This window comes from Pseudomonas sp. FG47, assembly GCF_057809115.1.
In genome coordinates this window covers 80,970-106,249 of record NZ_JBMDJI010000018.1, presented here as the reverse complement: position 1 = coordinate 106,249, position 25,280 = coordinate 80,970, and the positions used below count along the sequence as shown (strand labels likewise).

Here is a 25,280-nt window from a genome sequence, read left to right as displayed (position 1 = left end):
CCCCCCCCCCCCCCCCCCCGCGGCAAAGTCCTCGGCCGTGGCCGGGTTGTGGTCGACCCCGACGATACGCAGGTTGCGGTCGAGCAGGCCGTCACGGCTGAGGTTGTACAGCGCCGGCATCAGCAGGCGCTTGACCAGGTCGCCGTTGGCGCCGAACAGGAACAAGGTGCATGGCGGCGCCGCGGCGATGGTCGGTTTATTCATTTAGTCCTTCTTTTTCTCGACGTGGCCGCCAAAGCCCAGGCGCATGGCGGAGAGGATCTTGTCACCGTAGGTGCCCTGCTGCTGGCGCGAACGGAAACGGGCGAACAGCGCGCTGGACAGTACCGGTACCGGCACGGCCTGTTCGACGGCGGCGTCGATGGTCCAGCGCCCTTCGCCGCTGTCGGACACCGAGCCGCTGAATTCGGTCAGTTGCGGGTCGGCGACCAGCGCGTCGGCGGTCAGGTCCAGCAGCCAGGAAGTGACCACGCTGCCGCGGCGCCACACTTCGGCGATCTCGGCCACATTGAGGTCGAAGCGCTGCTCTTGCGGCAATTCCGGGCCACCCTTGCTGCGCAGCAGGTCGAAGCCTTCGGCGTAGGCCTGCATCAGGCCGTACTCGATGCCGTTATGTACCATCTTCACGTAGTGACCGGCGCCGGCCGGGCCAGCGTGGATGTAACCGTGTTCGGCGCGCTCGTGCTCGCCGCTGCGGCCCTGGGTACGCGGAATGTCGCCGACGCCCGGGGCGAGGGCCTTGAACAGCGGTTCCAGGCGCTCGAACACCTCTTTCTCGCCGCCGATCATCATGCAGTAGCCACGGTCCAGGCCCCACACGCCGCCGGAGGTGCCGACGTCGAGGTAGTGCAGGCCACGCTTGCCCAACTCGGCGGCGCGGCGCACGTCGTCCTTGTAGAAGGTATTGCCACCATCGATGATGGCGTCGCCCGGCTCGAGCAGGTCGGCCAGTTGCGCGATGGTCTGCTCGGTGATGTCGCCGGCGGGCAGCATGACCCACACCGCGCGTGGCGCCTTGAGTTTCTGCACCAGCGCCCCGAGGTCGTGGGCGCCGACGGCCCCCTCGCCTTCCAGGGTGGTGATGGCTTCGCGGTTGCGATCGTGGACCACAGTGCTGTGACCTGCGCGCATCAGGCGCCTTGCGATATTGCCGCCCATGCGGCCAAGCCCGATGATTCCCAGTTGCATGTGACGACGCTCCCGTAGGTTTTGCTTTACAACAGTTGAAGATTTCAGATTAGTCCAGCGTTCTTGCGTGGGGTTCAGCGACGAACGGGGCGACAACGATAAACAAAAAAGTTCCCAAGGGCCTGCAAAGAATTCAGAATGCGCGCCGCGTGAAGCGTCTACGCTTCAAAATGTCACCAGCCATGCGAGGTGTGCCCATGGGAACCCTGATGCCTGCCACTCCCACCCAGACCCTCTATGTCACCGTGCGCCGCGACGAGCTGCGCCAGTTGAAGGATGAGCGCGATCACCTGCGCCAGCAGGTCGCCCAGCTGAACCTGCTGCTTGAGCAGGCCCGCGTGCAAGGCAAGGCCGCCGGCCTCTGATTCACCGCCCCTCTGCGTGGGAGCTGCCAGGCTCCCACCTCGTCACAGCTTCCCTTCCTGATTGCGTTGTGCCGCGTCTGTCGCGAATTCGCTGCGCCTACGCTGGCTAGCCTCATATTTTGCAACAACTCGCCAACGTTTGCGCGGGTAAACCGTCGCGACAAAAATGACCAGCGGGTCACTTTCTTTGCGTTTCGTCCCCTACACTCCAGATTCGGCCCGCGTTTTGCTCGGAAAAAGTGACGTAAAAAAGTCGAACTTTCCAAAACACGGGCAGGTCAGGACTTAAGTAGGGCCGACGCAAAAGGACTTCCTCACGCCAGGCCCGCACACCCCAACCAGTCCATACGCCATTCGGCGGGAATGCCGAGCGTGCCGTGCCTGCGCGCACGAATCTGGGGCAAGGACGCACTACGAAGATGCAACAACGATCAGAGAGCAGACCCACGAGCCAACGCCAAGCAAACAGAACAAGGGACGGAGAGAAGTATGATCAGTGCCGCTGTCGAACCTCACGTAGAGTCATTCAACCCGGATAACCGCGAGCCGCTGCCTGCGTCCCTCGCCCCGACAGTCAAGGCACCCGGCGCGCAGCGCCAGCACAACCCGAACAAGCGCAAGATCCTGTTCGTCACCTCGGAGATCGCCGACCTGGTCAAGACCGGCGGCCTGGGCGACGTGTCCGCCGCCCTGCCCCGCGCCCTGGCCCATCTGCACGATGTGCGGGTGCTGATCCCCGGCTACCGCCAGGTGGTCGAGAGCGACAATCCCATTCACATCGTCGGCGAACTGGGCGGCCACGCCGCGCTGCCGCCGTGCAAGATCGGCCGCATGGATCTGGCCGACGGCCTGGTGATCTACGTGCTGATCTGCCCCGAGCTGTACCAGCGTGATGGCACGCCCTACGGCGCCAACAACGGTCGCGACTGGCCCGACAATCATATCCGCTTCGCCCGCCTGGGCCTGGCCGCCGCGGAAATCGCCGCCGGCGAAGGCATGGCCCACTGGCGCCCCGACCTGGTGCACGCCCACGACTGGCCGGCCGGGCTGGCCCCGGCCTACATGCACTGGCGCGGCCTGAGCACCCCGACCTTGTTCACCATCCACAACCTGGCCTACCAGGGCGTGTACAGCCGCGGCTGCAGCCCGGAACTGGCGATCCCCGACCACGCCATGCAGCAGGAAGGCATGGAGTTCTACGGCAAGCTGTCGTTCCTCAAGGCCGGGCTTGCCTACGCCAGCCATATCACCACGGTCAGCGCCACCTACGCCCGGGAAATCACCACCCCCGAGTTCGGCTGCGGCCTGGACGGTTTCCTCGCCAGCAAGGCCCAGCAGGGACTGCTCGGCGGCATCCCCAACGGTATCGACGAAAGCTGGGACTCGGCCACCGACCAGCACCTGGACCACAACTTCAGCATCAACGACTGGGACGCCAAGGCACGCAATGCCGACCAGGTGCGCGCGCTGTTCGGCCTGCAAGCGAGCGACGGGCCGCTGTTCGCCGTGGTCTCGCGGCTGGTCTACCAGAAAGGCCTGGACCTGACCCTGGGCGTGGCCGACTACATCGTCGAACAAGGCGGCCAGATCGCCATCATCGGCCGTGGCGAACCCGAGGAAGAACAGGCCATGCGCGAACTGGCCCTGCGTCACCCCGGCCGCATCGGCGTGCGCATCGGCTTCAACGAGACCGACGCCCGGCGCATGTTCGCAGGCAGCGACTTCCTGCTGATGCCATCGCGCTACGAGCCCTGCGGCCTGAGCCAGATGTACGCCCAGCGCTTCGGCTCGCTGCCGGTGGCGCGCAACACCGGCGGGCTGGCCGACACCATCGAGAACGGCGTGACCGGCTTCCTGTTCGACGACTCCAGCGTGGACAGCTACCGCGAAGCCCTGGGCCGAGCCTTCTATGTGTACGGCAAGAAGCACCTGCTCAATGCCATGCGCTGCCTGTCGATGACCCAGCCGTTCAACTGGTGCCAGGCGGTGGAACCCTATGCGCGCCTGTACGAAGACCTGGTGAAGCAGACACAGCACGCCCATTACTGAGCGGAGAGCCGACGATGCACAAGCATGGCGCACAGTTGCTGGACGCCACGTCGGCGCGCTTCGCCCTGTGGGCGCCCGACGCGCGCAGCGTGAGCGTGGCGATCGGCCAGCAGCCGCCCGTGGCACTGCTGCCCGACGACGATGGCTGGTACACCGGCGTCGCCCCCTGCCAGGCGGGCGAGCGCTATCAGTTCGTGATCGACGATGGACTGCGCGTGGCTGACCCGGCCTCGCGCTGCCAGCCCCAGGGCGTGCAGGGCCCCAGCGAGCTGGTAGATCTGGGCGGCTACCCGTGGCGCCATCCCTGGCAGGGGCGGCCCTGGCACGAAGCGGTGATCCAGGAGCTGCACGTCGGCCTGCTCGACGGCTACGCGGGCGTGGCCAAGGTGCTGCCGCGCCTGGCCGAACTGGGGGTCAGCGCCATCGAGCTGATGCCACTGGGGCAGTTCCCTGGCGAGCGCAACTGGGGCTACGACGGCGTGCTGCCGTTCGCCCCGCAGCACAGCTATGGCCGCCCGCAGGACCTGTGCGCACTGGTCGACGCCGCCCATGGCCAGTGCTTGATGGTGCTGGTGGACGTGGTCTACAACCACTTCGGCCCGGACGGCAACTACCTGCACCGCTACGCCAGCCCGTTTTTCCGTGAAGACCGCCAGACACCGTGGGGCGCGGCCATCGACTTCCGCCGCGCCGAGGTGCGCGAGTTCTTCATCCAGAACGCCCTGATGTGGCTGTGCGACTACCGCTGCGACGGCCTGCGCCTGGACGCGGTGCACGCCATCGACCAGCCGGACTTTCTCGTCGAACTGGCCCAGCGCGTACGCGCCACGGTCGAGCCCGGGCGGCAGGTCTGGCTGGTGCTGGAGAACGAGCACAACCAGGCCACGCTGCTTGAGCAAGGCTTCGACGCGCAGTGGAACGACGACGGCCACAACGCCCTGCACGTACTGCTGACCGGCGAAACCGAGGGTTACTACGCCGATTACAAGGACCGGCCGATCGAGCAGTTGGCGCGCTGCCTGGCCGAAGGGTTCGTGTTCCAGGGCCAGCCCGACCGCCACGGCAGGCCGCGCGGCGAGCCCAGCAGCCACCTGCCGCCCAGCGCCTTCGTGCTGTTCCTGCAGAACCACGACCAGGTCGGCAACCGCGCCCTGGGCGAGCGGCTGTCCCGACTCTGCCCGCCACAGGCGCTGAAGGCCGCCACCACCCTGCTGCTGCTGGCACCGATGATCCCGCTGCTGTTCATGGGCGACGACGACGGCAGCCGCAAGCCGTTCCTGTTCTTCACCGACTTCCACGACGCGCTGGCCGATGCCGTGCGTGAAGGCAGGCGTGGCGAGTTCGCTCATTTCGAAGCCTTCGCCGACCCGCAGAAGCGCGAGCAGATACCCGACCCCAACGCCGAGGCCACCTTCGAGACCTCCAAACCTCGGCAACAAGAGGTGCTTGCCGGCTGGCACGGCCTTTACCAGCAGTTGCTCGAACTGCGCAGGCGCCATGTCATCCCGCACCTGCCCGGCACCCGCGCCGAGGGCTGCGAGGTACTCGGCGCCAAGGCGCTGACCGCCCTCTGGCGCCTGGGCGACGGCCAGCAGCTGCGCATCGACCTGAACCTCGATGCCCAGCCCCAGCCGGTCACCTTGCCGGCCCTGCCCCGCCGCCTGTTCGACAGCAGCGACAACGCCCACCCCGACTCGACGCTCGCCGCGCACAGCTGCGTGGTCAGCCTGCTGCCCCCCGACCAGGAGACGCCATGAGCGCAGAGCCCCTTCACCGCCTGGCCGCCCAGGTGGGCCTGGCCCGCGACTGGATCGACGCCAACAACCGCCCGCAGCAGGTCAGCGATGACGTGCTGCGCCAGGTGCTCGCCGGCCTTGGCCACCCGGTTGGCAACGCTGCCGAGATCGACGCCAGCCTGCGCGCCGTGGAGCAGGCCGAAGACAGCGAGCACCTGCCACCGCTGCTGACCGTGGACATCAACCAGCCCCTCGACCTGCAGCGTTACTTCAGCGCCGCCAGCCAGGTGCGCTGCAGCCTGGAAGACGGCAGCCAGCGCAACCTGACCCTGGACGCCCAGGCGCGGCTGCCGGCCGGCTTGCCCCTGGGCTATCACCGCCTGGATATCGATGGCCGGACCTGCACCGTGGCCGTGGCACCGGCGCGTTGCCATGCCCTGCAAGACTGCGTGGAGCAACCCCCACCCCGTTGCTGGGGCCTTGCCGTGCAGCTGTACAGCCTGCGGCGCCCCGGCGATGGCGGCTTTGGCGACTGCCTGGCGCTGGAACAACTGGCACGCCACGCCGCCGAGCGCGGCGCCGATGCCCTGGCGATCAGCCCGATCCACACCCTGTCGACCTTCGACCAGCACCACTACAGCCCCTATTCGCCGTCCAGCCGCCTGCTGCTCAATGTGCTCTACGCCAGCCCAGGCGTGGTCTTCGGCGAACGCGAAGTGCGCATGGCCACCGAGGCCTGTGAACTGCAGGCCACCCTCGAAGCGCTGGAGCAGCACACGCTGGTGGACTGGCCCAGGGCCGCCGGGGCCCGGCTGCGCCTGCTCGAAGCGCTCTACCGGCACTTCAGCCAGGGCCAGCACCCCTTGCGCGCGGACTTCGACAGTTTCCGCGCCAGCGCCGGCGAGCAACTGGAACACCACTGCCGCTTCGAAGTGCTGCAAGCCGAGGCGGTGAGCAGCGGCCTGGGCGCGGACTGGCGCAACTGGCCCAAGGCCTGGCACGACCCCTACGACCCCGAGGTCGAGGCCTTCGCCAACGCCTATCCGGCGCGGGTCGAGTTCCATGCCTTCTGCCAGTGGCTGGCCGAGCGCAGCCTGCAACGGGCCCAGGATGCGGCGCGCGGCAACGGCATGGCCGTGGGCCTGATCGCCGACCTGGCAGTGGGCGCCGACGGTGCCGGCAGCCAGGCCTGGAGCCGCCAGGACGAACTGCTGGCCGAACTCAATGTCGGCGCCCCGCCCGATATCCTCAACCGCGCCGGGCAAGACTGGGGTATCTGCGCATTCTCCCCCGAAGGCCTGCGGCGTAACGGCTACCGCGCCTTCATCGAAATGCTGCGGGCCAACCTGGCCCATGCCGGCGGCCTGCGCATCGACCATGTGATGGGCCTGCGCCGCCTGTGGCTGATCCCACGTGGCGCCAAGCCCAGCGAAGGCGCCTACCTGCAATACCCGCTGGACGACCTGCTGCGCCTGCTGGCACTGGAGTCGGTGCGACACCAGGCGATCATCCTCGGCGAAGACCTGGGCACCGTGCCCGAGGGCCTGCGCGAGCGCTTGGCCGACAAGGCCGTGCTGGGCATGCGCGTGCTGCCGTTCGAGCAGCAACCACCAGGCCGGTTCACGCCGATCCTCGACTGGCCGGACAACGCCCTGGCCACCACCGGCACCCATGACCTGGCGCCGCTCGCCGGCTGGCTGACCAGCCGGGACATCGACTGGAGCCATCGCCTGCAATTGGTCGACGCCGCCACCGAACTGCACTGGCGCCACACCCGGGCCCTGGAGCGCGACGGCCTGCGCCGCACCCTGGAGCAGAACTACGGGCCACTGCGCGACGATTCGGCGCTGATCGACGCGGCGATCCGCTACGTCGGCCATACCCGCGCACCGCTGGTGCTGGTGCCGCTGGAGGACCTGCTGGGCAGCGACGAGCAACCCAACCTGCCCGGCACCACCACCGGCCATCCCAACTGGCGCCGCCGCTTCAAGGCGTCGGTACGCGAGCTGCTGGACGACGAGGACGCCGCCCGGCGCCTGGAACTGCTGGCCCAGGCCCGCGAACAAGCCTGGGAGCGTGACCGATGAAACCCTTGACCGCGACCCTGCGCCTGCAACTGCACAGCGACTTCACCCTCGACCACGCGGTACCGCTGGTGCCCTATTTCGCCCGGCTGGGTATCAGCCACCTGTACGCCTCGCCGATCCTCACCGCCCGCGCAGGCTCGCGCCACGGCTATGACGTGGTCGATCCGACCCGGGTCAATCCCGAACTCGGCGGCGAGGCGGCGCTCGAACGCCTGGTGGCTGCCCTGCGCCAGCATGGCATGGGGCTGGTCGTCGACACCGTGTCCAACCACATGGCCGTGGGCGGCGCCGACAACCCCTGGTGGCAGAGCCTGCTGGCCTGGGGCCGGCGCAGCCCCTACGCGGAATTCTTCGATATCCAGTGGCATTCCAGCGACCCGTTGCTGGCCGGCCAGCTGTTGCTGCCGTTCCTCGGCAGCGACTATGGCGCCGCCCTGCACAACGGCGAGATCCCGCTGACCTTCGATGCACAACATGGGCGCTTCGAAGTCGCCCACCATGAGCACCGTTTCCCGATCTGCCCACTGGACTATCCACGCATCCTCGACCAGGCCGAGGACCCGCGCCTGCAGGCGCTGGCCGCGCATTTCAGCGCCCTCGGCGAGGCGGCCGAGCCTCTGGCCGACACCCAGCCCCTGCAGCACGAACTGGCGCGCCTGGTGGCCGACGGGTCGCGACTGGACGCGGCCCTGGCCGCCTTCGACAGCCGCGACGAAGCAGGCTTCAAGCGCCTGCATTTGCTGCTCGAACGCCAGACCTACCGCCTGGCCAGCTGGCGCACCGCCGCCGACGACATCAACTGGCGGCGCTTCTTCGACATCAACGAACTCGGCGGCCTGCGGGTGGAACGTGCCGTGGTGTTCGAGGCCACCCACGCCAAGCTGTTCGAGCTGATCGAGCGCGGCCTGGTGGATGGCCTGCGCATCGACCATGTCGATGGCCTCGCCGATCCCCGCCGCTATTGCCGCAACCTGCGCCGCCGGGTCGATTCGCTGCTGGCGCGACGCCCCCTCAATGCCGCGCTGACACACTTCCCGATCTATGTGGAAAAGATCCTTGGCACGAATGAACACTTGCACCGCGACTGGCTCACCGACGGCACCACCGGCTACGAGTTCATGAACCAGGTGTCGCTTCTGCAGCACGACCCTGAGGGCGAGCCCATCTTGGACGAACTATGGCGCAGTACCAGCGAGCGCCCCGAGTTCCCCGAGGAGGTGCGCATCGCCCGCCACCTGGTGCTCAACGCCAGCCTGGCCGGTGACTGCGAGTCGGTGGCCCAGGCCCTGCTGCAGGTGGCCCGCGACGACCTGATGACCCGCGACCTTACCCTGGGCGCCATTCGCCGGGCGCTGCAGGCGCTGGTCGAGCACTATCCGGTGTATCGAACCTACATCAATGCCTGCGGCCGCCCCGCCGAGGACGAGGCGTTCTTCCAGCAAGCGCTGGCCGGCGCGCGCCAGTCGCTGGGGGAGGCCGACTGGCCGCTGCTCGAACAGCTCGAACGCTGGCTTGGCGGTCAACCCTGGCGGCACCTGCCGCCAGGCCGCCCGCGCAAGCACCTGCGCCACGCCTGCGTGCGCTTCCAGCAACTGACCGCCCCCAGCGCTGCCAAGGCCGTGGAGGACACCGCCTTCTATCGATCCGCCCGGCTGCTGTCGCGCAACGACGTGGGCTTCGATGCCGAGCGTTTCAGCGCCGATGCGGCCTGGTTCCACAACGAAGCCCAGCGCCGCCTGCGCGACTTTCCCGACAACCTGCTGGCCACCGCCACCCACGACCACAAGCGCGGCGAAGACTGCCGCGCACGGCTGGCCGTGCTCAGCGAACGCGCGCCCTGGCTGGCCAGCCGTGTCGAGCACTGGCGCGAGCTGGCCGCGCCGTTACGCGAGGCACTGGACGATGGCCAGGCGCCAAGCCCCGGCGACGAGCTGCTACTGTTGCAGACGCTGCTCGGCAGTTGGCCGCTGGACCTCGACCTGCATGCCCCGCAAGCCCTGAAGCGCTACGCCGAACGCCTTCGCCAATGGCAATGCAAGGCGCTGCGCGAAGCCAAGCTGCGCAGTAGCTGGGCCGCGCCCAACGAACGCTACGAGGCGGCTTGCGCGGCCTATGTCGACGGCCTGCTGCTGGACGAGGAAAACCAGCAGCTGCGCCAGTCCCTGCACGAGGCCGCGCAGCGCCTGGCCTGCCCTGGCGCCTTGAACGGCCTGGTGCAGTGCCTGCTGCGCATGACCATCCCCGGCGTGCCGGACCTGTACCAGGGCAACGAATACTGGGACCTCTCGCTGGTCGACCCGGACAACCGCCGCCCGGTGGACTACTTGGCCAGGCGCGCCAGCCTCGACGACGGCACGCCCCTGGCCGAGCTGCTCGCCCATTGGCGCGATGGCCGCATCAAGCAGGCCCTGGTGGCCCGCGTGCTGGACGCCCGCCAGGCCCATCCCGAGCTGTTCCAGCGCGGCGCCTACCTGGCGCTGAGCGTGCAGGGCCGCCACGCCGACCAGGTGCTGGCCTTTGCCCGCCTCGGCCAGGGCGAGCGCGCCGTCATCGTCGTGCCGCGGCTGGCCAGCGCCCTGCTGGGCGCGGCAGCCATCCCGTTGATCCCGGCTCAGAACTGGGACGATACCCGGCTTGTACTGCCGTTTGCCTTGTCGCCTGCCAACTGTTCGGGACTTTTCGGCGGCGGTGCTGTCACCCCTTCAAGGGAGCTGATGTTGAGCACCGTGCTGGCTGAGTTTCCGGTCAATGTGTTGATTGATCATGCCTAACTGTATTCAGGAGCGTCGTGATGAGTGTCGATGAAAAACGTATTCGCGAGTTCGCCTATCAGATCTGGGAGTCGGAGGGTAAGCCCGAGGGGCGCGAGGAGGAACACTGGGACAAGGCGCGCAAGCTGGCCGAAGCCGAGGCGCTGGCCCCCAAGGCGCCGCCACGCAAGAAGGCAGCGGCCAAGCCCAAGCCACCGGCAGAGCCCAAGGTGGCGGCGTTGCCGGGCGTGAAGCCGGCTGCGGCGGCTAAAAAACCGCGAGCGGCGAAGCCTTCCGCTGGTTGAGCTTTTAGCAAGCCTGTACCGCCCTATCGCGGGGCAAGTCGCATCGGCGCACCGCCGCCCCCACGCCTCAGTCACTGAGTGCTCGTGCGTGTGAGCGAGCTTGCCCCGCGATGGCCCACTCTCCCCGGACCATGAGGACCGCCATGAGCCCCCGCACCCCGAAGAAAACCCGCTCCGTCGCCCCGTCGCGCATTCGCGAAGGCCTGCCTTTCCCCCTCGGCGCCACCTGGGACGGCCTTGGGGTCAACTTCGCCCTGTTTTCGGCCAACGCCACCAAGGTCGAGCTGTGCCTGTTCGACGCCACGGGCGAAACCGAAATCGAGCGCATCGAGCTGCCCGAATATACCGACGAGATCTACCACGGCTACCTGCCCGATGCCCACCCGGGCTTGGTCTACGGCTACCGGGTGCACGGCCCCTACGAACCGGAGAACGGCCACCGCTTCAACCCCAACAAACTGCTGATCGACCCCTACGCCAAGCAATTGGTGGGCACGCTGAAATGGTCCGAGGCATTGTTCGGCTACACCATCGGCCACCCCGACGGCGACCTGTCGTTCGACGAACGCGACAGCGCGGCGTTCGTGCCCAAGTGCAAGGTCATCGACCCGGCCTTCACCTGGGGCCGCGACCAGCGCGTGTCGATCCCTTGGGAGCGCACCATCATCTACGAGGCCCACACCCGCGGCATCAGCATGCGCCACCCGGCGGTGCCCGAGCACCTGCGTGGCACCTTCGCGGGCCTGGCCAACGACGAGCTGCTGGGCCATATCAAGGAGCTGGGCGTGTCGAGCATCGAGCTGCTGCCAATCCACGCCTTCGTCAACGACCAGCACCTGCTCGACAAGGGCCTGAACAACTACTGGGGCTACAACAGCATCGCCTTCTTCGCCCCCCACCCGCGCTACCTGGCCAGCGGCAAGATCGCCGAGTTCAAGGAAATGGTCGCGCACCTGCACGACGCAGGCCTGGAGGTGATCCTCGACGTGGTCTACAACCACACCGCCGAGGGCAACGAACGCGGCCCGACCCTGTCGATGCGCGGCATCGACAACGCCTCGTACTACCGCCTGATGCCCGACGACCGGCGTTTCTACATCAACGATTCCGGCACCGGCAATACCCTCGACATGAGCCATCCACGGGTCCTGCAACTGGTCACCGATTCGCTGCGCTACTGGGCCGGCGAGATGCATGTGGATGGTTTTCGCTTCGACCTGGCAACCATCCTCGGCCGCTATCACGATGGCTACAGCGAGCGCCACGGTTTCCTCGTCGCCTGTCGCCAGGACCCGATGCTCAGCCAGACCAAACTGATCGCCGAACCCTGGGACTGCGGCCCGGGCGGCTACCAGGTGGGCAACTTCGCTCCGGGCTGGGCGGAATGGAACGACCGCTTCCGCGACACCGTGCGCAGCTTCTGGAAAGGCGACGAAGGCATGCTCGCCGACTTTGCCGCGCGCATCACCGCCTCGGGCGATCTGTTCAACAACCGCGGCCGACGCCCCTATGCGTCGGTCAACTTCGTCACCGCCCACGACGGCTTCACCCTGCGCGACCTGGTGTCGTACAACGACAAGCACAACGAAGACAACGACGAGAACAACCAGGACGGCACCGACAATAACCTGTCGTGGAACTGCGGCGCCGAAGGCCCCACCGACGACCCGGCGATCAACGCCCTGCGCATGCGCCAGATGCGCAACTACTTCGCCACCCTGCTGCTGGCCCAGGGCACGCCGATGATCGTTGCCGGCGACGAGTTCAGCCGCACCCAGCACGGCAACAACAACGCCTACTGCCAGGACAGCGAGATCGGCTGGGTGAACTGGGACCTGGACGAAGACGGCCAGGCGCTGATGACCTTCGTCAAGCGCCTGACCCGGCTGCGCCTGGCCTATCCGATCCTGCGGCGTTCGCGCTTCCTGGTCGGCGACTACAACGAGGCGATCGGCGTCAAGGACGTCACCTGGCTGGCTCCGGACGCCAGCGAAATGACCGTCGAGCAATGGGAAGACCCGCACGGGCGTTGCCTGGGCATGCTGATGGATGGCCGCGCCCAGGTCAGCGGTATTGCCCGGCCCGGCGCCGAGGCGACTATGCTGCTGATCGTCAACGCCTACCACGACGTGGTGCCGTTCACCCTGCCGGCGGTGCCGGAGGGCGACTACTGGAGCTGCCTGGTCGACACCGACCGGCCCGAGCTGCGCAAGGCGCAGCACCTGGCGTTCGACACGGTGTTCGAGGTCAAGGGGCGGTCATTGCTGCTGATGGTGTTGCAGCGCGAGGAGGACTGAACCCGAAACAGGAAGTCCTGTCCTAGACTGTGTCGAGCCAGTTGAACCTGGGGCTGCCGAGCAGCCCTCAAAGAACAGGAGCGGTCGTGAACCTCGAAGCCGGCAGTCCAGGTTTCGCCAGCGTCAGCCAGGCCCCGGCCGTGCACCGGGTCAAGGTGCTGACGGTCAACACCCACAAGGGTTTCACCGCCTTCAACCGGCGCTTCATCCTGCCGGAGCTGCGCGAGGCGGTGCGCAGCACCGGGGCTGACATCGTGTTCCTCCAGGAGGTGCTCGGCAGCCACGACCGCCACGCCGCGCGCTACCCGGGCTGGCCCCAGACCTCGCAGTACGAATTCCTTGCCGACAGCATGTGGAACGACTTCGCCTACGGCCGCAACGCGGTCTACCCCGACGGCCACCACGGTAACGCCCTGCTGTCGAAGTACCCGATCCTCGAACACCGCAACCTCGACGTCTCGATCACCGGTCCCGAGCGCCGTGGCCTGCTGCACTGCGTGCTGGATGTGCCCGGGCAACGCCAGGTACATGCCATCTGCGTGCACCTGTCGCTGCTCGAAAGCCACCGCCAGCAACAACTGCAACTGCTGCGCCGATTGCTCGACGCGCTGCCCGCCGACGCCCCGGTGATCATCGCCGGCGACTTCAACGACTGGCAACTGCGCGGCAACCGCACCTTGGGCCTGCAGCGCGATCTGCACGAGGCCTTCGAGCGCCACCATGGCCTGCTCGCCCGCACCTACCCCGCCCGCCTGCCGCTGCTACGCCTGGACCGCGTGTACCTGCGCAATGCCGACAGCCACGCGCCGAGAATCCTCGGCAACAAGCCCTGGACCCACCTGTCCGATCACCTGCCGCTGGCGGTGGAGGTACGGTTGTAGCAACGATTCGGCATAGCGGCGTAGCGGTAAATCACCATTGTCGATATACATGAATAAATTCTTAATTTATTCAATAAGTTGCGTAGTTAAACAGACATTTATCGATCATTTCACGCTTTCTTGACGCAAGCGCCGTCCTCTCCTTAGCTGAACAGTAATCAGCAGATGGAAAATCTCGTGCCGGGCCTCAAGCTCGCGCCCTCGTGCGCGTTCCAAGAAGCTGGCGCGCTGGTTTGGGTCGCCCCTGTTCTTGTCGTACAGCTCGTGACATCAGGCCAGGTATCGGGCTGTTCACTTCACACAACAACAGGAGATCCGCCATGAAAAGCACCTCGAATCCCTCGCGCTTCGACGCTTTTTTCTGTGCGGTTTCCACGTCGCTGCTCCTGGCAACCCCGGTGGAAACCTTCGCGTTCGAACTGCAGGAGGGCGAGCCCTTCGCCCCCTTCCTGGCGCAACCCGAGGTGCCGCGACTATCGCTCGACCCGGTCAGCGCCAGCGGCCTGAGCCAGGGCATGCTCAGCGCCTTTTCCGAACGCATGGGCGAGCGCCACGGCCAACTCGACAACGAACACATCGCCAGCCAGTGGGCGCAGTTCTTCCCCGGCACGCCTCGCCAGGGCGCCCAGCCGCCGGCACAGGTGGAGGCACCCAGCCAGCAGATGGTGATCGGCCCGGACCTGTTCGTGCGTGAAACCAACGCGGGCAATGTGCATCGCGCGGGCATCTTCGTCGGCCACAACAACCTGCAGAGCACCTTCAACGGCATGCGCCCGCTGCTTGGCGACAAACAGCGCAACGCGGTCAACCTCAGTGGCGAGAGCCTGGGCGTGTACTGGAGCATGACTCACGAGAAGGGCTGGCACGTGGACGCCGTGGCCATGGGCACGCGCATCGACGTCAATGGCCGCTCCCAGGCCGGCCAGCGCCTTGACGACAGCGGCCACGCGATGACCTTCTCGGTGGAGGGCGGCTACCCCATCGGCCTGGGCGCCGGCTGGGTGATCGAGCCCCAGGCGCAGTTGATCAACCAGCAGTTCTTCCCCGGCAGCCAGGCGCAGGAAGAAACCCTGCAGGCCTTTGACAGCCAACCCAGCTGGAGCGGCCGGGTCGGCGCCAAACTGTCGGCGCGCTACGAGGTGCGTGGCATGCCCATCGAACCCTATGTGCGCACCAACGTCTGGTACGACTTCAGCAACGCCGACCCGGTGAAGCTGGACCAGGTGGACAAGATCTCCAGCTCGCGCAGCGCCGCCACGGTGGAACTGGGGTTGGGCCTGGTGGCCCGGGTGACGCCGAACGTGGCGCTGTTCGTCAGCGCCGACTACAGCAGCGATGTGGATGACAACGATTTGAATGGGCTGATTGGCAGCCTGGGCGTCAGGATGCGCTGGTAGCGCTGTTCGCCGGCAAGGCCGCCTCCTACAGGGATCGCGCTCGCCTGTAGGAGCCGGCCTTGCCGGCGAACAGCAGTGGCATGGCCTATGCCGGTTTCATCACCAACACTCCCAACGGCGGCAGGTTCAACGCCAATGACAAAAGCTGCCCATGGCTGGCGACCTCATCGGCCATCACCGCCCCGAGGTTGCCGACGTTCGACCCGGCATACAGCTCCGCGTCGCTGTTGAGCAGTTCCACCCAGTGCTCACCAAACGGCACGCCAATGCGGTACCCCTCCCGCGGCACCGGGGTGAAGTTGGCCACCACCAGCAATGGCTCGCCCTGGCTGCTCCAGCGCAACCAGGCATACACGCTGTTGGCGGCATCGTCGCCGATCAGCCACTGGAAGCCCTGGAGCTGGCAGTCCTGCTCGTGCAGCGCGGGCAGGTCGCGGTACAGGCGGTTGAGATCGGCCACCAGCTTCTGCACCCCCTGGTGCTCGAGATACTGCAGCAGGTACCAGTCCAGTTGCTGGTCGTGGTTCCATTCGCGCCACTGGCCGAACTCGCAGCCCATGAACAGCAGCTTCTTGCCTGGGTGCATCCACATGAAAGCCAGGTAGGCGCGCAGGTTGGCGAACTTCTGCCAGCGGTCGCCGGGCATCTTGTCGATCAGCGAATGCTTGCCGTGCACCACTTCGTCGTGGGAGATCGGCAGGATGAAATGCTCGGAGTAGGCATAGATCAGCCCGAAACTCATCTCGTTGTGGTGGTAGGTGCGGTGGATCGGGTCGTTCTGGATGTAGTGCAAGGTGTCGTGCATCCAGCCCATGTTCCACTTGTAGGCAAAGCCCAGGCCGCCCTGCTGCACCGGCTGGCTGACCCCAGGCCAGGCGGTGGATTCCTCGGCGATGATCAGCGCGCCCGGCGCCTCATGGGCGGCGACGCTGTTGAGGTGGCGGATGAAGTCGATGGCCTCGAGGTTCTCGCGCCCGCCGTGGCGGTTGGGCACCCACTCGCCGGCCTTGCGCGAGTAGTCGCGGTAGAGCATCGAGGCCACCGCGTCCACGCGCAGGCCGTCGATATGGAAGTGCTTGAGCCAGTGCAGCGCCGAGGCCAGCATGAAGCCGCGAACTTCGTTGCGGCCAAGGTTGTAGATCAGCGTGTTCCAGTCTTGGTGGAAGCCTTCCAGCGGATTGTCATACTCATACAGCGCAGTGCCGTCGAAGCGCGCCAGGCCGTGCTCGTCGGTGGGGAAATGCGCCGGCACCCAGTCGAGGATCACACCGATGCCGCCCTGGTGGCAGGCGTCGATGAAATACGCGAAGTCCTCGGCGCTGCCGTAGCGTGAAGTGGGCGCGAACAGAGAAAGTGGCTGGTAGCCCCAGGAGCCGCCGAACGGGTGCTCCATGATCGGCATCAGCTCGATATGGGTAAAGCCCAGCTCCTGCACGTAAGGCACCAAACGCTCGGCCAGTTCACGCCAGTTGTAGTAGCGGGCGACCTCGCCGGCGTCGTCTAGCTCGCAGCGCCAGGAGCCGGCGTGCAACTCGTATATCGACAGTGGCGCGCTATAGGCGTGGCGTTGGGCCCTGTGTTCCAGCCACTGGCCATCTCGCCATTCGTGGGCCAGGGCGCCGGCCACCTTCGAGGCGGTGCTCGGCGGCAATTCGGTGGCGCGCGCCAGGGGGTCGGCCTTGAGGGGCAGCACGCCGTCCTGGCCGAGCACTTCGAACTTGTAGGTCTCGCCCACGCCAAGGCGCGGCACGAACAGCTCCCACACCCCGGCGCCATGGCGCAGGCGCATGGGGTGGCGGCGACCATCCCAGTTGTTGAATTCGCCCACCACCGACACCCGCCGGGCATTCGGCGCCCATACCGAGAAGCACACCCCGGCAACCCCATCCACCTCGGTCGGCTGGGCGCCGAAACGCCCGGACAGGTCGCGGTGATTGCCCTCGGCGAACAGGTACATGTCCATCTCGCCCAACTGCGGGCCGAAGCTGTAAGGGTCCTCGGTGACCTGCTCGCCGCCGGCCCAGCCGATCTGCAGCAGGTAGGGGGCCGCCTGGTCCAGGTGCGCGGTGAACAGCCCGGGCACGCCACCCTGGCGCATCTCGGCGAGTACCCGGCCGTCGTCGCGGGCCAGCACGCGCACGCTCAGGGCACTGGGCAGGAAGGCCCGGATGAACTGGCCGCCCGCACCATCGGGGTGCGGGCCGAGTACGGCGAACGGGTCGGCGTGCTCGGCGCGGGCCAGGGCATCGAGATCCCGTTGCCGAAGGCCGCCGTTGTCACGCGTGGTTGCATTCATCTATGACTCTCCCCAGGTACTGATCAGGCCATGCAGGCCATGCAAAGGCACGGCCAGCCAACTTGGCCGGTTCTCGGCTTCATAGGTAATTTCGTAGGCGGCTTTCTCCAGGCAGAACAGCTCCAGCGCCGCGCGCTCGCCCTCGGCCTGCTGCCAGGCGTGGGGCATGGCGGCGGTGGCCAACCCGTAGGCTTCGACGAAGGCATGGCGCGACTGGTGCAGGTACTGCCGGGCGACCCGCTGCCGGGCCTGGCGCGCGGCCTCGGAGAGGTCTACCGCCGAAGCGCTGCGCAGGATCATCGCAGCAGCATAGTCGAAGGATCGCAGTACACCGCTGACATCCTTGTACGGGCTGTGCTTGGCCCGGCGCTCGTCCAGTGGCCGCGCCGGCTCGCCCTCGAAATCGATCAGGTAGGCGTCACCCTGCACCACCAGCACCTGGCCCAGGTGCAGGTCGCCGTGTACCCGCATCAGCAGCCCGCCCTGGGCCTGGCGGGCGAGGCTATCGACATGCTGTCGCAGGCCTGCGCGCTGTTGCTGCAGGTCGTCGACCAGGGCCTGACTGTCGCTGTCGAGGGTGTCACGGTGCTGGGCGAGCAGGTCGAGGGCATGGCTCAGCTCGGCACTGATCTGGCGGCTCCAACGCTCGCTGTCGCGGGTGTCGCTCGGGCGTGAACGGAACGCTTCGTCGCCGCTCGGCGCGGCCAGCAGCAGGTGCATCTCGCCCAGGCGCTGGCCGAGCAAGGCGGCAAAACCGGTCAGCTCGACCAAGGCGTCGGTGTGCGCTTCCTGCTCGACGCTGGCGGGTTCCATCTGGTCGCGGATCGCCCGTTCCAGGGTGTTCTGCGTCCAGTCCCAGGCATCGCCCTGGTTGCTCAGGTAGCCCTGGGCGATCATCAGCAGGTGCGGCTGCTTGCTGTCGTCCACGCGGCTGACCCAGGCCAGCAATGGGGAGATATTGGCAAAGCCGGCGGCGGTCAGGTAGGCGCTCATCTCCAGCTCCGGGTGAATGCCCGGATTGACCCGGCGAATCAACTTGAGCACCAGGCTGCCGCTCACCACCACCGAGCTGTTGGACTGCTCGGCGCTCAGGTAGCGCACCTCGCTGTGCTCATCGAGCTGCAGCGCGGCCAACTGCTCAGTGCTGTGGAAGCGCAACTCGCCCAGGCCATCGCCACAGGCCAGCCGCAGGCCGTCCTGGCAGCCCTGGAGCACGGCGCGAATGAAGGGTTCGAGCACGAAGGCGTCGGTGATCAGCCCCACCTGGCGGCCACGGCGTACCCGCGACAGCGCCAACTGCTGGGGCAGCGCGGCATTGATCTGTTCCTCCGGCAACAAGCCGAAGGGTAGCTGGTAGTGGGTGACCACGCCCTCGCTGTGCACCTCCAGCTCGCCAAGCAGCACCGGCAACGCCGGGGTGGCCATGCGTACCCCATAGCGCAGGCGGACCTGGTCGATCGGCCCTTCCTTGCCGGCGAACCAGCGGCGCTTGGGCAGGTACTGCGGCAGGATCGCTGCCTGCAACGTCTCGCGGGCCGGTGATTCGAGCAGTTCCTCCATGCGCTTGCGCAGCACCAAAGTAGTCAGCTCGGGCAGGCCCTCGCTGGGCTGGATATGCCAGCTGGGCATGCGGTCGTGGCTGGCCAGCAGGAACCAGTAGAAGCCATAGGGCGGCAACGTCAGCAGGAACGGCAACTGGCCGATGGGCGGGAACGCGCTGCCACCAAGCATCTCCACCGGCACCTTGTCGGCGTACTGCGACAGTTCCAGCTCCGCGGCCTGGGCGGCCCGCGAGACATTGGCCACGCACAGCACGATCTCGACGTTGCCCTCGGCATCGGTGTATTCGCGGATATAGGCCAGCACCCGCCGGTTGCTCGGCGTGAGCATCTTCAGGCTGCCGCGACCGAAGGCCTTCTGCTGCTTGCGCACCGCCAGCAGCCGACGGTTCCAGTTGAGCAGCGAATGCGGGTCGTGGGCCTGGGCCTCGACGTTGATCGTCTGGTAGCCGTACAGCGGGTCCATGATTGGCGGCAGCACCAGGCGCTGCGGGTCGGCGCGGGAGAAACCTCCGTTGCGGTCCGGCGACCACTGCATGGGGGTGCGCACGCCATCGCGGTCGCCCAGATAAATGTTGTCGCCCATGCCCAGTTCATCACCGTAGTACAGCGTCGGCGTGCCGGGCATCGACAGCAGCAGGCTGGTGAGCAGCTCGATACGCCGCCGGTCACGCTGCAACAGCGGCGCCAGGCGCCGGCGAATCCCCAGGTTGATGCGCGCGCGACGGTCCTGGGCGTAGTAGTTCCACAGGTAGTCGCGCTCGCGGTCGGTGACCATTTCCAAGGTCAGCTCATCATGGTTGCGCAGGAAGATCGCCCACTGGCAGTTGGCCGGGATCTCCGGGGTCTGGCGCAGGATATCGGTGATCGGGAAACGGTCCTCCATGGCCAGGGCCATGTACATGCGCGGCATCAGCGGAAAGTGGAAGGCCATGTGGCATTCGTCGCCGTCGCCCTCGCCGAAGTACGGGCGCGTGTCCTCGGGCCACTGGTTGGCCTCGGCCAGCAGCATGCGGTCGGGGTAGTTGGCATCGATCTCGGCACGGATCGCCTTGAGTACCGCGTGGGTTTCGGGCAGGTTCTCGTTGTTGGTGCCGTCGCGTTCGATCAGGTAGGGAATGGCATCCAGGCGCAGGCCATCGACACCCAGGTCGAGCCAGAAACGCATCACCCCGATCACCGCCTTGAGCACCTGCGGGTTGTCGAAGTTCAGGTCCGGCTGGTGCGAGTAGAAGCGGTGCCAGAAGTACTGGCCGGCCACCGGGTCCCAGGTCCAGTTGGATTTCTCGGTGTCGAGGAAGATTATCCGCGTGCCGTCGTACTTCTGGTCATCGTCCGACCACACGTAGAAGTCCCGCGCCTTGCTGCCGCGCTTGGCGTGGCGGGCGCGCTGGAACCAGGGGTGCTGGTCGGAGGTGTGGTTGATGACCAGCTCGGTGATCACCCGCAGGCCGCGCTTGTGGGCCTCTGCGATGAAGCGCCGGGCATCGGCCATGCTGCCGTAGTCCGGGTGCACGGCCTTGTATTCGCCGATGTCGTAGCCGTCGTCACGCCGCGGCGAGGGGTAGAACGGCAGCAGCCAGAGGGTGTTGACGCCCAGTTCGGCGATGTAGTCGAGCTTGCCGATCAGGCCCGCGAAATCGCCGATGCCGTCGTTGTTCGCATCGAAGAACGATTTCACGTGCAGTTGGTAGATCACTGCGTCCTTGTACCACAGCGGGTCGTCGATGAAGGCTGCCGGGCGGGAACGCTTGGCCATGTGCGACTCCTTTCATTTTCCGGTTCGGCACGCCCCTTGTAGGAGCGGCCTTGTGTCGCGAAAGGGGCGCGAAGCGGCCCCAGGATTTCAGCGACGCGCAGATATTGCCGGGCAGTTAGCGCAGCTTCTCGATGCGCCAGATACCGAACGGCTGGTGCCAGGGCTCGATGCGCATCCATTGGGTCTTGCCGTGCCAGGTCCAGCGGTGGCCGTTCATCAGATCCTCGCCCTGGGTATCGGCGTTGTCGTCCAGCCCCAGCTCCCACAGCGGCAACTCGAAGCTGGCCTCCTGGGCGTTATAGGGGTCGAGACTGATGGCCACCAGGATGACGTTGTCGCGCTCGGGCGTGCGCTTGGCGAAGTACAGGATCTGGTCGTTCCAGCAGTTGAGGAACACCACCCCCAGGTGCGTCTGCAGGGCACGGTTCTGGCGGCGGATGCGATTGAGCTGGGCGATCTCGGCGACGATGTTGCCGGGCTGGGTGAAGTCCCGGGGGCGGATCTCGTATTTCTCCGAGTCCAGGTACTCCTCCTTGCCCGGCAGCGGCGTGCCCTCGCACAGCTCGAAGCCCGAATACATGCCCCACAGACCCGAGCCCATGGTCGCCAGCGCCGCGCGGATGAGAAAGCCCGGGCGGCCGGAGGTCTGCAGGAAGTACGGGTTGATGTCCGGGGTGTTGACGAAGAAGTTCGGTCGGTAGCACTGGCTCCACGGCGGCTGGTTGAGCTGCTCGAAGTATTCACGCAGCTCCTGCTTGCTGTTGCGCCAGGTGAAGTAGGTGTAGCTCTGCGCATAACCGACCTTGCCCAGGCGCGCCATCATCGCCGGGCGGGTGAAGGCCTCGGCAAGGAAGATCACCTCGGGGTGCTGGCTGCGCACATTGGCGATCAGCCATTGCCAGAACGGCAGCGGCTTGGTGTGCGGGTTGTCGACGCGGAAGGTCCTGACCCCCTCCTCGACCCAGCCGAGCACCACGTCGCGCAGCGCCAGCCACAGGCTCGGCACCGCCTCGGGGGCGTAGAAGTCGACGTTGACGATGTCCTGGTATTTCTTCGGCGGGTTTTCCGCGTAGCGGATGGTGCCGTCGGGGCGCCAGCTGAACCAGCCAGGGTGCTCCTGCAGCCAGGGGTGGTCCTGGGAGCACTGGATGGCGAAGTCCAGGGCGATTTCCAGGCCGTGCTCGGCGGCGGCGGCGACCAGGCGGCGGAAGTCCTCGCGGCTGCCCAGCTGCGGGTGGATGGCGTCGTGCCCGCCTTCGGGGCTGCCGATGGCATAAGGGCTGCCGGGGTCGCCGGGCTCGGCCTGCAAGGCGTTGTTGCGGCCCTTGCGGTGCTTCATGCCGATGGGGTGGATCGGCGGAAAATACAACACATCGAAGCCCATGTCGCGGATCATCGGCAGACGCTGGCGCACGTCGTCGAAGGTGCCGTGGCGCTCGGGGTCGTCGGTGACCGAGCGCGGGAACAGCTCGTACCAGCTGGCGAACTGCGCCGCCTCGCGGTCGACGTCCAGCGGCAGTTCGGCACTGCGGGTCAGGTAGCTGCGGTGTTCGGCCTCGAACATCAACTGCGCGGCGTCGCGGTGCAACAACAGCGCCACCTGATCGTCCGCCGACAACCCCGGCAGGCGCTGCTGCAATTGTTCAAGCTGCTCGCGCAGCAGGCCATCACTGCGTTCGATGCCCTTGCCCAGCAGCAGGCGCCCCTCCTCCAGCTCCAGCTTCACCTCCACGCCGGCGGCGTACTTCTTCTCCAGGTCATGGCAGTAGCTGGCCCAAGGGTCGATCCAGGCCTCGATGCTGAACAGATGCACGCCCAGCTCGGCAGGCGTGAATTCGGCCAACCACAGGTCGTTGCCCGGCGAGTGCATGGCCACGCAGTGCCAGCGCCGGCTGTGGGCCTGGCGCCAGTGCAGGGTCACGGCCAGGCGATCGTGGCCATCGCAGTACACCTTGGCGCTCACCTCGACCTTGTGCCCGCGCACCGCCTTGGCCGCGAAGGTGCCACCGTCGAGCACCGGGCTGATGTCCTCAATCACGATGCGCGGCGCCAGCAAGGCCTGGGACAGGCTGATGGCCTGGTCCGGGTGATCACCTGCCGTGGGCACGCTTTCGAACGGCTCGTTACCAGACATCGATCTTGCTCCCCTGGGCTGGTGGCGGTAAGGGTTCAGAGCCGTGCGCAAGCGCGAGGGTTCAAAAAAATGAGCGCAGGGCGCAAACCCGGGTCAAAGCCTGCAACACCTCTTCATTCATCCCACGAGGTCAGGCCCATGAATATTCCCATTCCACCGGAGACACCCGACCCGAACATCGACGACCCGGCGCTCCCGCCGCCGGTGCCCGAGGAGGAGCCGGACGAACTGCCGAGCAAGCCGAGCGTGCCGCCGACCGTGGGCGACCCGCCGAGCCAGGAGCCGCCGGTGAAAGCTTGAGGATAGACAAGGCTGCGCAAATCTGGCCACCTTGGCCGGCCCTGTCGCGGGGCCGGCATTCACAGCACAAACCTGGCTCAACCGCACCTGGCATTTCTACCAGTAGCACCTGCCCGCAAAGCCACGTACAGAGTAGCCTCACTCTCTGACGATCCTTCCGGCATGCACTCACGCCTCTACCTCGCCTTCCACGTGCAATGGATCCTCGCAAGCTTCCTGGAGCAGAGCCTGCACCAAATCCGCCCCGACATCACCCTGGACGAGCTGGGCGCCGACAGCTTCGACCTCGTGGAGCTGCAGGCGATCATGGAGGAAACCTTCGGCATCTTCATCGCCGAGCCCCTGCGGGCCCACGTCACCTTCGCCGAACTGGTCGACCTGATCTACAAGACCATGGCTAACCCCCCAGCTCCTCCACACTGATCTCGCGCATGCGAAACTTCTGCACCTTCCCTGTCACCGTCATCGGGAATTCATCGACAAAGCGGAAATGCCTTGGCGCCTTGAAATGCGCCAGCCTGGCCTTGCACCACTGCTGCAGCTCATCCGCCGTGGCGCTGTGCCCCGGGTGCAGGCGAATCCACGCCACCACCTCCTCGCCATACTTGCTGCATGGAATCCCCACCACTTGTGCCTCGGCCACCGCCGGGTGGGTATGGAAGAACTCCTCCAGCTCGCGGGGATAGATGTTCTCGCCGCCGCGAATGATCATGTCCTTGTTGCGCCCGACGATGCGCACGTAGCCGTCGTCATCCATCACCGCCAGGTCGCCGCTGTGCATCCAGCCGGCCGGATCGATGGCGTCATGGGTGGCCTGCTGGTTGTCCCAGTAACCGAGCATCACGCTGTAGCCGCGGGTGCACAGCTCGCCGATCTCGCCACGGCCAACGATGCGCCCATCGCTATCCACCAGCTTGGTCTCCAGCTGCGGCTGGGTGCGGCCGACCGTGGTCACGCGCAGCTCCAGCTCGTCGTCCGGGCCGGTCTGCAGCGACACCGGGCTGGTCTCGGTCATGCCGTAGGCGATCTGCACCTGGGCCATGTGCAACTGATCGATGACCTTGCGCATGACCTCGATCGGGCAGGTGGCGCCGGCCATGATGCCGCTGCGCAGGCTCGACAGGTCGAGCTGGGCCCGTAGCGGATGATCGAGCATGGCAATGAACATGGTCGGCACGCCATACAGGATGCTGGCCCGCTCCTCGGCCACGGCGCGCAGGGTCAGCTCGGCGTCGAAGGCATCGTTGGGGTAGATCATGGTGGCGCCATGGGTGATGCAGCCGAGGTTGGCCATGACCATGCCGAAGCAGTGGTACAACGGCACCGGGATCACCATGCGGTCGTGCTCGCTCAGGCCCAGGCCCTGGCCGACCATGTAGCCGTTGTTGAGGATGTTGTAGTGGCTGAGGGTGGCGCCCTTGGGAGCGCCCGTGGTGCCGGAGGTGTACTGGATGTTCACCGGTTGGTCGAACTGCAGCTCGGCCTGGCGAGCCGCGTAGTCGGCCTCGCTCACCGCCCCTGCCCGCCCGGCCAGCATGGCCCAGGGCATAAAGCCTGGCGGCGGCTCGGCGGCCAGACTGACCACGCCGCGCAGCTCTGGCAGGCGCTCGCTGGCCAGTTCGCCAGGCGCCGCGGTCGCCAGCTCCGGCACCAGTTCCTGCACCATCGCGTGGTAATCGGAGGCCTTGAACGCGCCGGCGCACACCAGCCAGCGGCAGCCCGACTGACGCAGCACGTAATCCAGCTCGCCGACGCGGTAGGCCGGGTTGATATTGACCAGGATCGCGCCGACCTTGGCCGTGGCCAGTTGCAGGATGCACCACTGGGCGCAGTTGGGCGCCCAGATGCCGACCCGCTCACCAACAGCCATGCCTAACGCCAGCAAGGCCCGGGCATGGGTATCGACCTCGGCGGCCAGTTCACGCCAGCTGTAGCGCAGGCCCTGGTGGAGCACCACCAGGGCCTCGCGTTCGGCATGGCGGGCGACGGTGGCATCGAAGGCCTGACCGATGGTCTGGGTCAGCAGGGGCTGGTCCTGGCGGCCGCGGGTATAGCTTGGTTGAGGCATGGATGTCCCTTCTTTGTGATTGTTCTGGGCATGACTGAAGCAGGCGCGAATTACTCTGGCGCAGATTTACGTTTACGTAAAGGTGATTGACAGCCTGCTGAGCCAGGTT

The 25,280-nt window shown here is 66.6% G+C and carries 16 protein-coding genes and 1 pseudogene; 11 read left to right on the top strand and 6 right to left on the bottom strand.

All coding sequences use genetic code 11. The features are described from left to right. Nucleotides 1-204, bottom strand: a pseudogene (locus tag ACODS5_RS15320) (glucose-6-phosphate dehydrogenase); the annotation flags it as partial. Beyond that, nucleotides 205-1,236, bottom strand: a complete 1,032-nt coding sequence (gene gnd / locus ACODS5_RS15315; protein ID WP_256660240.1) for a phosphogluconate dehydrogenase (NAD(+)-dependent, decarboxylating) — start codon at nucleotides 1,234-1,236, stop codon at nucleotides 205-207. Between the two features lie 149 nt (nucleotides 1,237-1,385). On the opposite strand from gnd, the gene ACODS5_RS15310 reads away from it, so the two are divergent. The 9 genes from ACODS5_RS15310 to ACODS5_RS15270 all read left to right on the top strand — a co-directional run bounded on the left by ACODS5_RS15310 (nucleotide 1,386) and on the right by ACODS5_RS15270 (nucleotide 15,055). Beyond that, entirely contained in the window at nucleotides 1,386-1,553 is a 168-nt protein-coding gene (locus ACODS5_RS15310; protein WP_220036851.1) for a DUF6026 family protein, read from the top strand. Nucleotides 1,554-2,042: 489 nt separating this feature from the next. Beyond that, nucleotides 2,043-3,602: a glycogen synthase GlgA gene (gene glgA / locus ACODS5_RS15305; protein WP_489109052.1), complete on the top strand. Its 1,560-nt coding sequence runs from the start codon at nucleotides 2,043-2,045 to the stop codon at nucleotides 3,600-3,602. A 14-nt stretch (nucleotides 3,603-3,616) separates the two neighbouring features. After that, a complete protein-coding gene (treZ, locus tag ACODS5_RS15300; RefSeq protein ID WP_134690231.1) occupies nucleotides 3,617-5,359 on the top strand; it encodes a malto-oligosyltrehalose trehalohydrolase in 1,743 nt (580 codons plus the stop codon). Then, entirely contained in the window at nucleotides 5,356-7,425 is a 2,070-nt protein-coding gene (gene malQ, locus ACODS5_RS15295; RefSeq protein WP_489109051.1) for a 4-alpha-glucanotransferase, read from the top strand. Before treZ ends, malQ begins: the two co-directional genes overlap by 4 nt. After that, nucleotides 7,422-10,196, top strand: a complete 2,775-nt coding sequence (locus tag ACODS5_RS15290) for a malto-oligosyltrehalose synthase (protein WP_489109050.1) — start codon at nucleotides 7,422-7,424, stop codon at nucleotides 10,194-10,196. Before malQ ends, ACODS5_RS15290 begins: the two co-directional genes overlap by 4 nt. A 17-nt stretch (nucleotides 10,197-10,213) precedes the next feature. Next, nucleotides 10,214-10,480: a DUF2934 domain-containing protein gene (locus tag ACODS5_RS15285; RefSeq protein ID WP_134690228.1), complete on the top strand. Its 267-nt coding sequence runs from the start codon at nucleotides 10,214-10,216 to the stop codon at nucleotides 10,478-10,480. 143 nt (nucleotides 10,481-10,623) lie between these two features. Continuing rightward, nucleotides 10,624-12,777 carry a glycogen debranching protein GlgX gene (gene glgX / locus ACODS5_RS15280; protein WP_134690227.1) on the top strand — a complete coding sequence of 718 codons (2,154 nt, stop codon included), beginning with the start codon at nucleotides 10,624-10,626 and terminating at the stop codon, nucleotides 12,775-12,777. Between the two features lie 86 nt (nucleotides 12,778-12,863). Next, nucleotides 12,864-13,658 carry an endonuclease/exonuclease/phosphatase family protein gene (locus ACODS5_RS15275; RefSeq protein ID WP_134690226.1) on the top strand — a complete coding sequence of 265 codons (795 nt, stop codon included), beginning with the start codon at nucleotides 12,864-12,866 and terminating at the stop codon, nucleotides 13,656-13,658. Nucleotides 13,659-13,978: 320 nt separating this feature from the next. Next, nucleotides 13,979-15,055 (top strand): autotransporter domain-containing protein, encoded by a 1,077-nt coding sequence (locus ACODS5_RS15270; RefSeq protein WP_134690225.1) that lies wholly within the window; start codon nucleotides 13,979-13,981, stop codon nucleotides 15,053-15,055. Nucleotides 15,056-15,140: 85 nt separating this feature from the next. On the opposite strand, the gene glgB is transcribed toward ACODS5_RS15270, so the two are convergent. The 3 genes from glgB to ACODS5_RS15255 all read right to left on the bottom strand — a co-directional run bounded on the left by glgB (nucleotide 15,141) and on the right by ACODS5_RS15255 (nucleotide 22,803). Further along, nucleotides 15,141-17,351, bottom strand: a complete 2,211-nt coding sequence (glgB, locus tag ACODS5_RS15265; protein WP_489109049.1) for a 1,4-alpha-glucan branching protein GlgB — start codon at nucleotides 17,349-17,351, stop codon at nucleotides 15,141-15,143. After that, nucleotides 17,352-20,669, bottom strand: coding sequence for a maltose alpha-D-glucosyltransferase (treS, locus tag ACODS5_RS15260; protein ID WP_489109048.1), 3,318 nt, complete (start codon nucleotides 20,667-20,669; stop codon nucleotides 17,352-17,354). A gap of 115 nt (nucleotides 20,670-20,784) precedes the next feature. Beyond that, nucleotides 20,785-22,803 (bottom strand): alpha-1,4-glucan--maltose-1-phosphate maltosyltransferase, encoded by a 2,019-nt coding sequence (locus tag ACODS5_RS15255; protein WP_489109047.1) that lies wholly within the window; start codon nucleotides 22,801-22,803, stop codon nucleotides 20,785-20,787. A 138-nt stretch (nucleotides 22,804-22,941) separates the two neighbouring features. Between ACODS5_RS15255 and ACODS5_RS15250 the strand changes: the two genes are divergently transcribed. Both ACODS5_RS15250 and ACODS5_RS15245 read left to right on the top strand, forming a co-directional pair. After that, complete coding sequence (locus ACODS5_RS15250) at nucleotides 22,942-23,103, top strand: hypothetical protein (protein ID WP_167659443.1); 162 nt, start codon at nucleotides 22,942-22,944, stop codon at nucleotides 23,101-23,103. A gap of 162 nt (nucleotides 23,104-23,265) precedes the next feature. After that, complete coding sequence (locus ACODS5_RS15245; protein WP_489109046.1) at nucleotides 23,266-23,526, top strand: acyl carrier protein; 261 nt, start codon at nucleotides 23,266-23,268, stop codon at nucleotides 23,524-23,526. Here ACODS5_RS15245 and ACODS5_RS15240 read toward each other — a convergent pair. Next, a complete protein-coding gene (locus tag ACODS5_RS15240) occupies nucleotides 23,501-25,171 on the bottom strand; it encodes an AMP-binding protein (RefSeq protein ID WP_489109045.1) in 1,671 nt (556 codons plus the stop codon). The genes ACODS5_RS15245 and ACODS5_RS15240 overlap by 26 nt on opposite strands. Nucleotides 25,172-25,280 lie beyond the last annotated feature (109 nt).